The sequence below is a fragment of the Candidatus Tenderia electrophaga genome (assembly GCA_001447805.1).
Taxonomy (GTDB): Bacteria; Pseudomonadota; Gammaproteobacteria; order Tenderiales; family Tenderiaceae; genus Tenderia; species Tenderia electrophaga.
The window spans coordinates 1323579-1337704 of sequence record CP013099.1; the positions used below are offsets into that span (position 1 = coordinate 1323579).

Below are 14126 nucleotides of genomic sequence, written 5' to 3' on the forward strand. Positions count from 1 at the left end.
CGTGTATGACAATTGGATGACGGGGGTGTGCGCCCGCCCGTTTGCCCTCAGCCGCGTTTGAGAATGCGCTGTTTCTCGCGCGCCCAGTCGCGTTCCTTGAGGGTGGCGCGCTTGTCATGGCTTTGTTTGCCCTTGGCCAGGCCGATTTCGACCTTGACCCGGTTGTTTTTCCAGTAGAGGGCGATGGGCACGATGGTGTAGCCCTGGCGCTCCACCGCGCCGACGAGGCGATCTATCTCGCGCCGGTTGAGTAGCAGCTTGCGGGTACGGTTTTGGGTCGGCGTGACATGGGTGGAAACGGTCTGCAGGGGGGTGATCAGCACATTCACCATGAAGGCCTCGCCGTTTTTGACGAAGACGTGGCTGTCACGCATCTGCACCCGCCCGGCGCGCAGGCTCTTGACTTCCCAACCCTCCAACGCGATGCCGGCCTCGAATTTATCTTCGATGAAAAACTCGTGCTTGGCCTTTTTATTGAGGGCGATGGTGGAAGAGGGTTTTTTATCCTGTTTTTTAGGTTTTTTTGCCATGGCGGCAATTATAAAGCCTGACTGGCGTTAAATGTAAGTTTTCGGGGGTGATTTCAGCCCCGGCGAGTTGAGCATTAAGGATATTTTGCGGACAATACCGCGTTAGGGTCGCCGGCGCATAATTAGAGACAAGGGGAGCATCAATGGCACAACGGCGTAGCAGCATGCACGGGCAGTGGTCATCGCGCTGGGTGTTTGTCCTGGCGGCCACCGGCTCGGCCGTGGGGCTGGGGAATATCTGGAAATTTCCTTATATCACCGGTGAGAACGGCGGGGGTGCCTTCGTCTTGGTGTATCTGGTGTGCATCGCCGGCATCGGCATTCCCATCATGATGGCCGAAGTGCTGCTGGGACGGCGCGGTCGCCAGAGTCCGATCAATACCATGGCCACTCTGGCGCGGGAGGCCAAACACAGTCCGCACTGGAAATACCTGGGTTGGTCCGGTGTGCTGGCGGGGTTTTTGATTCTCTCGTATTACAGCGTGATCGCCGGGTGGGCGCTGTCTTATGTGTTTCGTGCGGCTTCCGGTCGATTCACTGACGCCTCGGCCGACGAGGTGGGCGCCATTTTCAATAATCTGTTGGCCTCGCCCGAAAGTCTGTTGGCCTGGCACACCATATTCATGGTGATGACCATGGTGGTGGTGGCGCGGGGGGTGCGCCACGGCCTGGAAAAGGCGATTCGTTTTCTCATGCCGGCCCTGTTCATGTTGTTGCTCATCATGGTGGGCTATGCCCTCAACACCGGTTATTTCGACGAGGGGCTGGCATTTCTGTTTGATGCCGATTTCTCCAGCCTCAGCGGCGATAGCGTTCTCATCGCCATGGGGCATGCCTTTTTCACCCTCAGCCTGGGCATGGGCGCGATTATGATTTACGGGTCCTATGTGCCGGAAAAGGCCTCCATTGCCGGGACCACTTTCATGATCGCCGGGGCCGATACCCTGGTGGCGCTGGTGGCGGGCATGGCCATCTTCCCCATCGTCTTCGCCAACGGCCTGGAGCCGGGGCAGGGGCCGGGACTGATCTTCGTCACCCTGCCCATCGCCTTCGGCCAGATGCCCGGCGGTCTGTTCTTCGGCACCCTGTTTTTTGTGTTGGTGGTGTTCGCCGCGTGGAGCTCGGCGATTTCACTGATCGAGCCCGCCATCACCTGGCTGGTGGAAAACAAGGGCATGAAGCGCGCCACAGCCAGTATCGGCGCCGGCATCGTGACCTGGTTCGTGGGGCTGGGGACGGTGTTGTCGTTCAACCTCTGGTCCGGCTACACCTTGTTCGACAAGACCTTTTTCGACTTGCTCGACTACCTCACCGCCAATATCATGTTGCCCCTGGGGGGCTTGTTCATCGCGGTTTTCGCCGGTTGGATCATGACCCGGGAAGCGACGCAGGATGAACTGCGCATGCGTGATCACGTCGGTTATCGGCTGTGGCGCTTTCTGGTACGTTATGTGACCCCTGCGGCGGTGATAGTTGTGTTTCTCGAAGCCACCGGTTTGCTGGGTTGGCTGATGACAGTATTGGAACGTTGATATGAAGACCATTAACCGTAACGCCCTTGTGCCCTATTCCGCGGCGGAGATGTTCGCCCTGGTGGACGATATCGAGTCCTATCAGGATTTTCTGCCCTGGTGCAGCTCCAGCAAGGTGCTGAGCCGGGACGAGGACCTGGTGCGCGGCGCCATCCGGCTGAGTAAGGGCGGCATCGAGAAGTCATTCACCACGGCGAATCGCATCCAAAAAAATAAAATGATCGAAATGCGTCTGGAGGAGGGACCGTTTCATCATCTGGAAGGCTTCTGGCACTTCGATGCCTTGGATGAGCAGGCCTGCAAGATCTCGCTGCTGATGGAGTTTGAGTTTTCCAGCAAATTACTGGGTCTGACCATCGGTCCCGTCTTTAATCAAATCGCCAACAGCATGGTGGATGCCTTTGTCAAACGAGCGGCCGATGTCTATGGAAAACGATAACAAGATACGCGTGGAGGTCGCCTTCGCCCGCCCGGATAATCAATTGATCATTCCTCTGGAAGTCGCGCCCGAGGCCACGGTGGAAGAGGTGATCAAACTCTCCGGCATTCTCGATAAGTTTCCCGAGATCGATCTGGAGGAGAACAAGGTCGGTATCTTCGGCAAGCTGACCAAGCCCAGCAATACCCTGCGCGAGGGCGATCGCATTGAGATCTATCGCAAGCTCTTGGCCGATCCCAAAGAGGTGCGCCGGCGCCGCGCCGCCGAGGGCAAAAAGACCAAAAAGGGCGGTGGCGATGATGCCTGAGCGGCGTCGCGCTTAGTCGTCGCCCTTCTCGTGTTCGATGCGGCTCAGCGTGTCACCGTCGAAGTAGAGAATCAGATGTTTGTAGGCGACGCGCTCGCCATCCTGCCTCAGGCTGTAAATATAGTCCCAGCGCTCTGGGTGAAACGGATCGTTGAGCTGCGGCGACCCCATTAGAAACCGCACCTGGCGGGTGCTCATGCCGGGCTTGAGCTGGGCCAGCATTTCATCGGTAATGATGTTGCCTTGCTGAATTTCCAGCTGGTGCGGACTGCAACCCAAAACAAAGGTTGCGCAAAACATGATAGAAATGAGAAGCTTTTGCATTGCTAAAATAATTATCTATTATTGAGGTTTCCGGGACGCCGCCACTATTTGGGGCGGAAATACGGGCGGCCTGATGCGGCAAGCAGGGCTTGCCCACAGCAACCGTTCGGCAGCCGGAAGCTTACACCAATCCCGGCCGTACTGTCATGGTGGCCGATTGTGGAGGAGTTGAACTTGGTGCAGACACAAGAATTAAAAAAGGCGGGGCTGAAGGCGACCGTGCCCCGGCTCAAGATTCTGGAAATCCTGGAGGCGCACAAGGATCAACACATGCGCGCCGAGGATGTCTACAAGGCCCTGCTGGACAGTAACGAAGACATCGGCCTGGCCACCGTCTACCGGGTATTGACCCAGTTCGAAGCCGCCGGCCTGGTGGAGCGTCATCACTTCGAGGGCGGCCATTCGGTGTTCGAGCTGGACCAGGGCGAGCATCACGATCATATGCTGTGCATCTCCTGCGGCCGGGTGGATGAGTTTGTCGATGACACCATCGAGGAGCGCCAAAAGGCGATCGCCAAGAAGGCCGGCTACAAGATCACCAATCACAGCCTGCATATCTATGGCGTGTGTCCCGAGTGCCAGAAGAAGGAAGCCGAGGGTAACTAGCCCGCATTTCTCACCACTGTTCGTTGCGAGAGCGCCAAGGCGCTGATTTGACGGGGTGCTCGGAGCGGAAGACGGTGCAGGCGTAGTCGACACTACGTCAAGCTGGCTGGAGTGAGAACGCCCCGTCAAATCAGATGGGTTGGCGTTCGCAGTAGGAGAGTGGTGAGAAATGCGGGCTAGCCTGCATTCCCCGCCGGCCTAGTCTTCGCGGCCGATTCAGTCCCCCCAACCAGCCACGCAGGCATCAGGCGTCATGCCGTGGCGGCACGGTTGATCATTTCCTCGGCATGGGCGCGGGTCTGATGGGTGATCTCCACCCCACCCAGCATGCGCGCGATTTCGTCCTGGCGCGCCCGCTCGTCAAGCCGTGCGATGCCGGTGCGGGTGCTGCCCTTGTCGATCTGCTTGCTGACCTGAAAGTGATGATGGCCGAGCGCCGCCACCTGCGGCAGGTGGGTGACGCACAGCACCTGGTGGCTCTTGCCCAGGGTGCGCAGCTGGCGGCCGACGGTTTCCGCCACGGCGCCGCCGATGCCGGTGTCCACCTCGTCGAAGATCAGGGTGGGGATGCGTTGGCTGTTGCTGAGCAATACCTGGATGGCCAGGGCGATGCGCGACAGCTCGCCGCCCGAGGCGACTTTCGCCAGCGCCTTGGCCGGCTGGCCGGGATTGGCGCTGACTTCGAAGCAGACCGTCTCCAGGCCGTGGCGATGCGGCGTGGTGGTGTCGCGCGGCGTCAGGGCGATGCTGAATTTGCCCGCCGGCATGCCCAGCGCCTGAATGATGGTCGTGGCCTGTTTGGCCAGCTTGGCGGCCGCCTTGCGGCGCTTCTGGCCCAGTTGGGCAGCGCTGTCGCTATAGTCGCGGCGTAACTGTTCGATTTCGCGTTCCAAGGTTTCCAGTTCGATGTCCACATTTTCCAGCTGCTGCAGTTCGGCGCTGAATTGGCTCAGCAGTTCGGGCAGGGCCTCGGGGTCGACATGGTGTTTGCGGGCCAGGTCGTGGATGCTGCCCAGGCGCTGCTCCACCCAGGTCAGGCGCTCCGGGTCCAGCTCCAGGCGGTCGACGTAGTGGCGCAGTTCGCCGCAGCCTTCCTGAATCTGGATGGCGGCCTCGCTGAGCAGGTCGCACACCGCTGCCAATTGCGGATCGAGCCGGCGCAGCGCCTCCAGTTCGGCGAGGTGCTGGTTGATCAGCTGCAGGGCATTGCCTTCGTCGCGCTCGTAGAGGGCCTCCAGGGCCGCGCCGCATTGCTCCAGTAGTTTGCCGCCGTTAGCCAGGCGGCGTTGTTCTTCATCGAGTTGTTCCAGTTCACCCTCATCCAGGTCGAGGGCCTCCAGTTCCTTTACGTGATAGCGCAGCAGTTCCAGGCGGGCGTCTTTTGCGCGTGCGTTGTCGCGCAGCGCCTCCAGCTTTTCGCTGGCCTCTTGCCAGCGCCGCTGCAGTGTGCGGACCTGCTCCACCAGCGCCTTGTGATCCGCGTAATCGTCCAGTAGCAGGCGTTGGACGCCGGGTTTGAGCAGGGATTGGTGCTGATGCTGGCCGTGGATATCCACCAGCATTTCGCCCAACTCCTTCATCAGTTGCAGCGGGGCCGGGCTGCCGTTGATATAGCCGCGTGAACGGCCTGCGGCGGAAATGACCCGGCGCAGCACGCATTCTTCGCTGGCGTCCAGGTCATGGCGGGCGAGCCAATCGCGCACCGTGCTGAGATGGGCGAGGTCGAAATAGGCGCAGATTTCGGCGCGCTCGGCGCCGTGGCGAACCACGTCACTCTCGGCGCGGTCGCCCAGCACCAGGCCCAGGGCGTCCACCAGGATGGATTTGCCGGCCCCGGTTTCGCCGGTCATGACGCTCATGCCCGACTCCAACTCGAGTTCGAGTTGGTCGATAATGGCGAAGTTGCGGATATAGATCTGGGTCAGCATCGCGACGCTGTGTCAGCCCCAGTTCAACTTGGCGCGCAGCAATTGAAAATGATCGTGGCCGGCCGGATGAATCAGGCGAATCGGCGCGTCTTTTCTGCGGATTACGATGCGGTCGTCATCGTTGACCTCGAAGTTGTCCTGGCCGTCCAGGGTGATGCGCACATGGGGCTGGCTGCCGGTGTTCACAATCAGTTCCACCACGCTGCCGCCGTCGATCACCAGCGGCCGGTTACTGAGAGTATGGGGGCAGATGGGCACCAGGGCGATGGCGTTCATGCTGGGATGCAGGATCGGGCCGCCACCGGACAGGGCATACGCGGTTGAGCCGGTGGGGGTAGACACAATGATGCCGTCGGAGCGCTGGCAGTTGACCAGCTGGCCGTCGACGCGGGTCTCGAACTCGATCATGCGCACTGAGTTCCATTTGTGCAGCACCGCATCGTTGAAGGCATAGCCCTCGATAACGCAGGCGCCGGCGCGTTCCACGTGGGTGGTGAGCAGAAAACGCCGTTCCTCGAAATAGTGGCCGTCCAGGATCTCGCCCAGCTTCTCGATCATCTCGTCGGGCAGGATGTCGGCCAGAAAACCCAGGCGGCCCAGGTTGACGCCCACCAGCGGGATGTCGGCGTCCGCCAGGGCCCGGGCGGAATGAAGAATGGTGCCATCGCCGCCGACGACAACGGCCAGATCGCAACGCCGGCCCAGGCGAGCCAGGTCGACCGTATCCAGTTCGGAGGGCGGCAGGGTCTTGGCGGCGCTTTCATCCAGCACCACGTTACAGCCCCGTTCGAGCAGAAAGTTGATCAGGGTGGTGACGCTGGCGCCGACGCTCAGGTCGCTGAACTTACTGATAATTCCGATGGTTTTAAATTCTGCCTTCATAACCCCCAACTCTATGATAACCGGGCTGGATTTTCCATCTTCTTTTTATATAGGCTCGGCTTGACACTCTCCAGGGCAGTTGATAGGTTTTTTGCAGGCTTGGCGTGTGGCGACCGCTTTCTGTCAAGCGCGATCCCTTGAAAGCGAATCTCAGCCCGGAAGAAGCGTTTCAACATGGCGATAGAAGGTCTCAATGAGCGTTCCCAGCACCTGCTTCGCACGCTGATCGAGACCTATATCCAGCAGGGTCAGCCGGTGGGTTCGCGCAGCCTGGCGCATGACTCAGGACTCGACATCAGTGCGGCCACGGTGCGCAATGTGATGGCTGACCTGGAAGCACTGGGCCTGATCGTCTCGCCCCATACCTCCGCCGGTCGCATTCCCACCGCCAAGGGCTATCGTCTGTTCGTTGACAGCCTGCTCCAGGTCAAACCGCTGCAGTCCGCCGAGGTGAAACGTATCGAGCACGAGTTGCAGGGCGCGTCGCTGCACAATACCGAGATGTTGATCAGCCGCGCCTCTGGCCTGCTGTCCGATGTCACCCGCCTGGCCGGGGTGGTGATGGTGCCCAACCAGGGCGGCATGTCGCTGCAGCACATCGAGTTTATGCCCTTGTCGGGCAAGCGGGTGCTGGCCATCCTGGTGATCAGCTCCACCGATGTGCGCAATGTGATCATCGATGCCGGGCGCGACTATGCCAAGTCCGAGCTGGAGCAGATCGCCAACTACCTGAATGCCGCCTTCGCCGGCAAGGGGTTGCGCGCGGTGCGCGAGACCCTGCTCAGGGAAATGCGCGAAACCAAGGCCGACATGGACGCGGTGATGCAGTCGGCCATCGAGATGGCGGACAAGGTGTTTTCCGGCTCCGAAGGCGGGGACGGCGATTACGTCATGGCCGGGCAGACCAATCTGATGGAAGTTTCCGAGCTGTCTCAGGTGGAGCGGTTGCGCCGGTTGTTCGAGGCCTTCAATGAAAAACGCGACATACTTTATCTGCTCGACAACTCGATGCAGGCCAAGGGCGTCAAGATCTTCATCGGCGAGGAATCCGGCTACCAGGTGCTGGACGAGTGCAGCGTGGTGACCGCCCCCTATGAGGTCGACGGCCAGTGCCTCGGCGTGCTCGGCGTCATCGGCCCCACACGCATGGCCTATGAGCGTGTCATTCCTATCGTGGACGTGACCGCAAAATTGTTGGGTTATGCCTTGAATCGGCGCTAAGCACCCCCATATCCCATAGTCAGTTTTGGACTAAGTGTTATCATGGCCGCCGCTATGACGGGGTTCAGTTTGGAGGAAAAGGCCGAAAGTCATGACTAAAAAGCATCAGGAAAACAACCAAGCAGAGGCACACGAGCAGCCTGAAGCCGAGGTTTTGCCGCCGCAGGAGGCGCAGACCGAGGCCCCGCCCGAGGGCGAGCAGGCGGCCCAGGAAGCAGCCGCCAGCGAGGCGCTGACGCAGCAGTTGCAGGAGGCCCAGCTCAAGGCGACGGAACACTGGGAACATGTGCTGCGCCTGCAGGCCGAGCTTGAGAATGTCCGCCGCCGCGCCGAGCGCGATGTGCAGGGCGCCCACAAATACGCGCTGGAAAAATTCGTCAACGAGCTGCTGCCGGTCAAGGACAGCCTGGAGCTGGGCGAGGCCGCGGCCCAGGTGGAAGAGACCGATCTGAACAAGGTGCGCGAGGGCATCGAGCTGACCTTGAAGATGATGGGCGATGTGATGGGCAAATTCGGCGTCACCGAAATCAATCCGGCGGGTCAGCCTTTCAATCCCGACCTGCACCAGGCCATGTCCATGCAAGATGTGCCGGACGCCAAGCCCAACACCGTAGTGACCGTCTACCAGAAGGGTTACCAGCTCAACGATCGCCTGGTGCGCCCCGCCATGGTGGTGGTGGCGAGCTCCAATTCCGGTTCGGACACGCCGCCCGGCGGCGGCAACGGCAACAACGGCAACAACATCGACGAAATGGCTTGAATTCCCGCGGCGCTGTCCCCATATGAGGGATAAGCAGCTGATACAGCCAAGAAAATTTGCACTACGAGATTAACAACGGAGATTTTTTCAATGGGTAAAATCATCGGTATAGACCTAGGTACCACTAATTCATGTGTGGCCATCATGGAAGGCGGCAAGCCGCGCGTCATTGAAAACAGTGAAGGCGGTCGCACCACCCCGTCCATCGTCGCCTATGCCGACGACGGTGAGGTGCTGGTGGGGCAGTCGGCCAAGCGCCAGGCGGTCACCAATCCGCAGAATACCCTGTTCGCCATCAAACGCCTGATCGGCCGCAAGTTCAAGGACGCCGAGGTGCAGAAGGACATCAAGATGGTGCCCTACAAGATCATCGCGGCGGACAACGGCGACGCCTGGGTCGAAGTCAACGGCAAAAAGATGGCAGCGCAGGAAATTTCCGCGCGCATTCTTATGAAGATGAAGAAGACCGCCGAAGACTATCTGGGCGAGCCGGTCACCGAAGCGGTGATCACCGTGCCGGCCTACTTCAACGACTCACAGCGCCAGGCCACCAAGGATGCCGGCAAGATCGCCGGGCTGGAGGTCAAGCGCATTATCAATGAGCCCACCGCCGCGGCCCTGGCCTACGGCATGGACAAGAAGGGCGGCGATCGCAAGATTGCGGTCTACGACTTGGGCGGTGGTACCTTTGATATCTCCATTATCGAGATCGCCGAGATCGAAGGCGAGCATCAGATCGAGGTGTTGTCCACCAACGGTGACACCTTCCTGGGTGGTGAGGATTTCGACCTGCGCCTGATTGATTATCTGGCCGACGAATTCAAGAAAGAGAACGGCATTGATCTGCACAATGATCCGCTGGCCCTGCAACGCCTCAAAGAGGCCGCTGAGAAGGCCAAGATCGAGCTGTCCTCGGCGCAGCAGACCGATGTCAATCTGCCCTATATCACCGCCGATGCCTCCGGGCCCAAGCATCTCAACATCAAGGTGACCCGCGCCAAGCTGGAGTCGCTGGTGGATGAGCTGGTGACGCGCACCATCGGACCCTGCCGCACCGCCCTCAAGGACGCCGGTCTGTCGGCTTCCGACGTGGACGAGGTCATCCTGGTAGGTGGCCAGACCCGCATGCCCAAGGTGCAGGACGCGGTGAAGGAATTCTTCGGCAAGGAGGCACGTAAGGACGTCAATCCCGACGAGGCCGTGGCCGTGGGCGCAGCGATCCAAGGCGGTGTCCTGGGCGGCGACGTCAAGGACGTGCTGCTGCTGGACGTTACCCCGCTGAGCCTGGGTATCGAGACCCTGGGCGGCGTCATGACCAAGCTGATCGACAAGAACACCACCATCCCGACCAAGGCATCGCAGGTGTTTTCCACCGCCGACGACAACCAGAACGCGGTGACCGTGCACGTGTTGCAGGGGGAGCGCGAGCAGGCCACGGCCAATAAATCCCTGGGCCGTTTCGACCTGGCCGATATCCCGCCGGCGCCGCGCGGCGTGCCCCAGATCGAGGTCACCTTCGACATCGACGCCAACGGTATCCTCAATGTCTCGGCCAAGGACAAGGCCACCGGCAAGGAGCAGTCCATCGTCATCAAGGCCTCTAGCGGTCTGAATGACGAGGAGATCGAAAAGATGGTCAAGGACGCCGAGGCCCACGCTGAGGAGGATAAGAAGTTCCATGAACTGGTGGCGGCGCGCAACGCGGCGGACAACATGATTCACGCGACCACCAAGTCCATGGAAGAGCTGGGTGACCAGGTCGAGGCCGACGAAAAGTCGCGTATCGAAACTGCCATCGAGGCCTTGCAGACCGCCATGAAGGGTGAGGACAAGGACGAGATCGAGGCCAAGACCAAGGACCTGGCTGAGGCCTCCGGCAAGCTGGCCGAGCGCGTTTATGCCCAGAAGGGCGGTGAGCAGGGCGCCGGCGAGGCCCAAGCCGAGGCCGAGAGTGGCGGTTCGTCATCCAAGGAGGATGTGGTGGATGCCGAGTTCGAGGAAGTCAACGACGACAAGAAGTAGTTTGACTCAGGTGTCCGGCGATGACAGGCGCGGCTGCCAGCCGCGCCTGTCATCGCACGTTAAAAAGAATGGAAAAGTTTACGCCCTCGGAGGGCTATAAAACCAGAAGTAGGCGATAAATGGCCAAACGAGATTATTACGAAGTACTAGGGGTGGCGCGCAACGCCAGCGAGGCGGATGTTAAAAAGGCCTACCGCCGCGCGGCGCAGAAGTACCATCCCGACCGCAATCCCGACGATGCCGACGCCTTGGCGAAATTCAAGGAGGCCAAGGAGGCCTACGAAATCCTGTCCGATGCCCAGAAGCGTGCCGCCTACGACCAGTTCGGTCATGCCGGGGTGGACGCCTCTATGGGCGGCGCCGGTCCGGGCGCAGGCGGCTTCGGCGGCGGCAGTTTCAGCGATATTTTCGGCGATGTCTTCGGTGACATCTTCGGCGCTGGCCGCGCCGGTGGCGGCGCCAATGTCTATCGCGGCGCCGATCTACGCTACAACCTGGAGCTGAGCCTGGAGGAGGCGGTGGCCGGCACCACGGTCAAGATTCGCGTGCCGACCCATGTGACTTGCAAGACCTGTCACGGCTCCGGTGCCAAGAAGGGCACCAGCCCGGTGACTTGTACCACCTGCGGCGGACGCGGTCAGGTGCGCATCCAGCAGGGCTTTTTCTCGCTGCAGCAGACCTGCCCCCAATGCCACGGTAAGGGCAATGTCATCAAGGATCCTTGCGGCACGTGTCACGGCCAAGGCCGGGTCAAGGAGCAGAAGACCCTGTCGGTGAAGATCCCGGCCGGCGTCGACAGCGGCGATCGTATCCGCTTGGCGGGCGAGGGCGAGGCCGGCGAGAACGGCGGTCCGCCCGGTGATCTCTATGTCCAGATCAAGGTGCGTCCGCATGCCATTTTTACCCGCGAGGACAGCGACCTGTATTGCGAAGTCCCCATCAGTTTCACCACCGCGGTGCTGGGCGGCGAGCTGGATGTGCCGACCTTGGAGGGCCGGGTCAAACTGAAGATCCCGCCCGAGACCCAGACCGGCAAGCTGTTTCGTCTGCGCGGCAAGGGGGTTAAATCGGTGCATGGCGGGGCGGTGGGTGATCTGCTGTGCCGTATCGAGGTGGAGACTCCGGTCAATCTGAACCGCAAGCAAAAAGAGCTGCTGGAAGAATTTGAGCGCTCCATGGAAGAAGGTAAGGGCAAGCATAGCCCGCGTACCAGCAACTGGTTCGATGGGGTAAAGAAGTTTTTCGAAGACATGAAGTTTTAGCCCGCCTTTCTCACCGGCGGGCCAACGGCTGTGGTATAGGTGATTTAAGCCGATGCAGGACGATCAACAATGTTGATCAACCCGGCGCTGTTCACGCCGCGCCTATGCCGGTGGGAGATACGGGCTAGGCTGAACACGCGACGCGATCAGTTCCAAGGGAGAGAATCATGACACGAGTGGCGATCGCCGGTGCCGCCGGCCGTATGGGGCGCAATCTGGTGACGGCCTGTCATCAGCATCCGGATCTAACGATTACCGCAGCCACGGAGCGTCCCGGCGGCGCCTTCGTGGGCGCCGACGCCGGTGAAGTGGCGGGTATCGGTAATATCGGGGTCAGGCTGGTGGAAGACCTGTCCAGTGTGATTGATCAGTTCGATGTCTTGATCGACTTTAGCTCCGTCGAAGCCACCCTGAAGCATATTGAGGTGTGTAGCGCCGCCGGTCGTTCCCTGGTGATCGGCACCACCGGTTTCAGCGATTTGCAAAAACAACAGATCGGCGTGGCGGCCAAGGACGTCGGCATCGTCTTCGCGCCGAATATGAGTGTCGGTGTCAATCTGTGTCTCAAGCTGCTGGATATGGCGGCGCGGGTGTTGGGCGACGCGGTGGATATTGAAGTGATCGAGGCCCACCATCGCCACAAGGTGGATGCGCCCTCCGGCACCGCGCTGCGCATGGGTGAGGTGGTGGCCGAGGCGCTGGGGCGTGACCTAAAAGAGTGCGCCGTCTACGGTCGCGAAGGCCAGACCGGCGCGCGCGAGCGCCACACCATCGGCTTCGAGACCATTCGCGCCGGCGATATCGTCGGCGAACACACGGTGATGTTCGCCGACATGGGCGAACGGGTGGAGATTACCCATAAGGCGTCCAGCCGCATGACCTTTGCCAACGGTGCGGCGCGGGCGGCGGCCTGGCTGGGTGTCAAGGAAAGCGGCTTGTACGACATGCAGGACGTCCTGGGCTTGAAAGAGTGAATTTGAAAACGCCTGAGACGGCGGGCTCCGCGTGGACAGGCAGAGCCCAATTTAGTAGAATTTGCGTAATTAAATTTGTCAGACGCAGGGGCGGGGTGAGTCGTAAGGGTCACCCCGTTTTTGCAGCTAGCGCTCGGAGGATCAATTGGATAAGTCGGCCCTGTTAGTCTTGGAAGACGGTACTGTGTTTCACGGGAGAGCCATCGGCGCGGAAGGGCAGACGGTGGGCGAGGTGGTGTTCAACACGTCCATGACCGGGTATCAAGAGATCCTCACCGATCCGTCCTATTGCAGTCAGCTCGTCACGTTGACCTACCCCCACATCGGTAATGTCGGCGTCAATCCCGAAGACGATGAATCGTCCAAGGTGTTTGCCAGCGGCCTGATCATTCGCGACCTGCCGCTGCTGGCCAGCAGCTGGCGCAAGCGTGAAGGCTTGGATATTTATTTAAAACGCAACGACGTGGTCGCCATCGCCGACATCGATACCCGCAAGCTGACTCGTATTCTGCGTGAAAAGGGCGCCCAGAACGGCTGCATTATTGCCGGCGACAGTGCGGATGAAGCGACCGCCCTGGCGGCGGCCAAGGCCTTTGGCGGCTTGCAGGGTCTGGATCTGGCCAAGGATGTCAGCACCCACGCACCTTATGAATGGGCCCAGGGGAGCTGGACCATCGAGAAAGGCTTGCCGGCGGCGCTGCACCCGGTCGATGAAATGCTGCCCTATCACGTGGTGGCCTATGACTATGGCTGTAAGCGCAATATTCTGCGCATGCTGGTAGACCGCGGCTGTCGCCTGACCGTCGTGCCGGCCCAGACCCCCGCCGGCGACGTGTTGGCCATGCAGCCCGATGGGGTGTTTCTCTCCAACGGTCCGGGTGATCCCGAGCCCTGTGACTATGCCATCACAGCGATCAAGGAGATCCTGGAGACCAATATCCCGGTATTCGGGATTTGCCTCGGGCACCAATTGTTGGCCCTGGCCAGCGGTGCCAAGAGCGTGAAGATGAAGTTCGGCCATCACGGCGCCAACCATCCGGTGTTTGACGAAGACGCCCGGCGCGTCATGATTACCAGCCAGAACCATGGCTTCGCCGTGGACGAAAAGACATTGCCCGACACCTTGCGCGTCACTCACCGTTCGCTATTCGACGGCACCCTGCAGGGCATCCATCGCACCGATGCGCCGGCGTTTAGTTTTCAGGGGCATCCCGAGGCAAGCCCGGGGCCGCATGATGCGGCGCCGCTGTTTGACCATTTTATTGAATTAATGCGATCAGTCCGCGAATGAACGCGGATGGACGCATATAAGGCTCCCCTCTTTTCTAAAGAGGGGCTG

At 60.4% G+C, this 14126-nt stretch carries 14 protein-coding genes; 10 read left to right on the forward strand and 4 right to left on the reverse strand.

The genetic code is table 11. The features are described from left to right. Positions 1-47 precede the first annotated feature (47 nt). Positions 48-530 (reverse strand): SsrA-binding protein, encoded by a 483-nt coding sequence (gene smpB / locus Tel_06140; GenBank protein ALP52767.1) that lies wholly within the window; start codon positions 528-530, stop codon positions 48-50. Between the two features lie 143 nt (positions 531-673). On the opposite strand from smpB, the gene Tel_06145 reads away from it, so the two are divergent. Genes Tel_06145 through Tel_06155 form a run of 3 tightly spaced genes read left to right on the forward strand, consistent with a single transcriptional unit; the run spans position 674 to position 2808 of the window. After that, a complete protein-coding gene (locus Tel_06145; protein ID ALP52768.1) occupies positions 674-2062 on the forward strand; it encodes a transporter in 1389 nt (462 codons plus the stop codon). A 1-nt stretch (position 2063) separates the two neighbouring features. After that, complete coding sequence (locus Tel_06150) at positions 2064-2501, forward strand: cyclase (protein ALP52769.1); 438 nt, start codon at positions 2064-2066, stop codon at positions 2499-2501. Then, the gene (locus tag Tel_06155; protein ID ALP52770.1) at positions 2482-2808 is read left to right on the forward strand and encodes a hypothetical protein; all 327 of its coding nucleotides are present in this window, start codon (positions 2482-2484) and stop codon (positions 2806-2808) included. The genes Tel_06150 and Tel_06155 overlap by 20 nt, the downstream gene beginning before the upstream one ends. Before the next feature lie 12 nt (positions 2809-2820). Here the strand turns inward: Tel_06155 and Tel_06160 are convergent, their stop codons facing one another. Then, a complete protein-coding gene (locus tag Tel_06160; GenBank protein ID ALP52771.1) occupies positions 2821-3132 on the reverse strand; it encodes a hypothetical protein in 312 nt (103 codons plus the stop codon). Between the two features lie 174 nt (positions 3133-3306). On the opposite strand from Tel_06160, the gene Tel_06165 reads away from it, so the two are divergent. Then, positions 3307-3738: a Fur family transcriptional regulator gene (locus tag Tel_06165; protein ALP54754.1), complete on the forward strand. Its 432-nt coding sequence runs from the start codon at positions 3307-3309 to the stop codon at positions 3736-3738. Between the two features lie 251 nt (positions 3739-3989). Here Tel_06165 and Tel_06170 read toward each other — a convergent pair whose 3' ends face one another. Together Tel_06170 and Tel_06175 are read right to left on the reverse strand one after the other, a co-directional pair. Then, the gene (locus Tel_06170; protein ALP52772.1) at positions 3990-5666 is read right to left on the reverse strand and encodes a DNA repair protein RecN; all 1677 of its coding nucleotides are present in this window, start codon (positions 5664-5666) and stop codon (positions 3990-3992) included. 12 nt (positions 5667-5678) lie between these two features. Then, entirely contained in the window at positions 5679-6548 is an 870-nt protein-coding gene (locus tag Tel_06175) for a hypothetical protein (GenBank protein ALP52773.1), read from the reverse strand. A 174-nt stretch (positions 6549-6722) separates the two neighbouring features. Between Tel_06175 and Tel_06180 the strand changes: the two genes are divergently transcribed. The 6 genes from Tel_06180 (at position 6723) to Tel_06205 (ending at position 14078) form a co-directional block, all read left to right on the forward strand. Beyond that, positions 6723-7769: an HrcA family transcriptional regulator gene (locus Tel_06180; protein ID ALP52774.1), complete on the forward strand. Its 1047-nt coding sequence runs from the start codon at positions 6723-6725 to the stop codon at positions 7767-7769. A gap of 91 nt (positions 7770-7860) precedes the next feature. Beyond that, the gene (locus Tel_06185; protein ID ALP52775.1) at positions 7861-8529 is read left to right on the forward strand and encodes a hypothetical protein; all 669 of its coding nucleotides are present in this window, start codon (positions 7861-7863) and stop codon (positions 8527-8529) included. Between the two features lie 90 nt (positions 8530-8619). Beyond that, positions 8620-10551, forward strand: coding sequence for a Fe-S protein assembly chaperone HscA (gene dnaK / locus Tel_06190; protein ID ALP52776.1), 1932 nt, complete (start codon positions 8620-8622; stop codon positions 10549-10551). A 119-nt stretch (positions 10552-10670) separates the two neighbouring features. Further along, a complete protein-coding gene (locus Tel_06195) occupies positions 10671-11813 on the forward strand; it encodes a molecular chaperone DnaJ (GenBank protein ALP52777.1) in 1143 nt (380 codons plus the stop codon). Positions 11814-11980: 167 nt separating this feature from the next. Beyond that, positions 11981-12787 (forward strand): 4-hydroxy-tetrahydrodipicolinate reductase, encoded by an 807-nt coding sequence (locus Tel_06200; protein ALP52778.1) that lies wholly within the window; start codon positions 11981-11983, stop codon positions 12785-12787. Between the two features lie 145 nt (positions 12788-12932). After that, positions 12933-14078: a carbamoyl-phosphate synthase small subunit gene (locus tag Tel_06205; GenBank protein ALP52779.1), complete on the forward strand. Its 1146-nt coding sequence runs from the start codon at positions 12933-12935 to the stop codon at positions 14076-14078. Positions 14079-14126 lie beyond the last annotated feature (48 nt).

Bases quoted from the DNA above. Each gene is read 5' to 3' on its own strand.
- smpB (ALP52767.1), bottom strand. From the start codon at position 530: ATGGCAAAAAAACCTAAAAAACAGGATAAAAAACCCTCTTCCACCATC.
- Tel_06145 (ALP52768.1), top strand. From the start codon at position 674: ATGGCACAACGGCGTAGCAGCATGCACGGGCAGTGGTCATCGCGCTGG.
- Tel_06150 (ALP52769.1), top strand. From the start codon at position 2,064: ATGAAGACCATTAACCGTAACGCCCTTGTGCCCTATTCCGCGGCGGAG.
- Tel_06155 (ALP52770.1), top strand. From the start codon at position 2,482: ATGTCTATGGAAAACGATAACAAGATACGCGTGGAGGTCGCCTTCGCC.
- Tel_06160 (ALP52771.1), bottom strand. From the start codon at position 3,132: ATGCAAAAGCTTCTCATTTCTATCATGTTTTGCGCAACCTTTGTTTTG.
- Tel_06170 (ALP52772.1), bottom strand. From the start codon at position 5,666: ATGCTGACCCAGATCTATATCCGCAACTTCGCCATTATCGACCAACTC.
- Tel_06175 (ALP52773.1), bottom strand. From the start codon at position 6,548: ATGAAGGCAGAATTTAAAACCATCGGAATTATCAGTAAGTTCAGCGAC.
- Tel_06180 (ALP52774.1), top strand. From the start codon at position 6,723: ATGGCGATAGAAGGTCTCAATGAGCGTTCCCAGCACCTGCTTCGCACG.
- Tel_06185 (ALP52775.1), top strand. From the start codon at position 7,861: ATGACTAAAAAGCATCAGGAAAACAACCAAGCAGAGGCACACGAGCAG.
- dnaK (ALP52776.1), top strand. From the start codon at position 8,620: ATGGGTAAAATCATCGGTATAGACCTAGGTACCACTAATTCATGTGTG.
- Tel_06195 (ALP52777.1), top strand. From the start codon at position 10,671: ATGGCCAAACGAGATTATTACGAAGTACTAGGGGTGGCGCGCAACGCC.
- Tel_06200 (ALP52778.1), top strand. From the start codon at position 11,981: ATGACACGAGTGGCGATCGCCGGTGCCGCCGGCCGTATGGGGCGCAAT.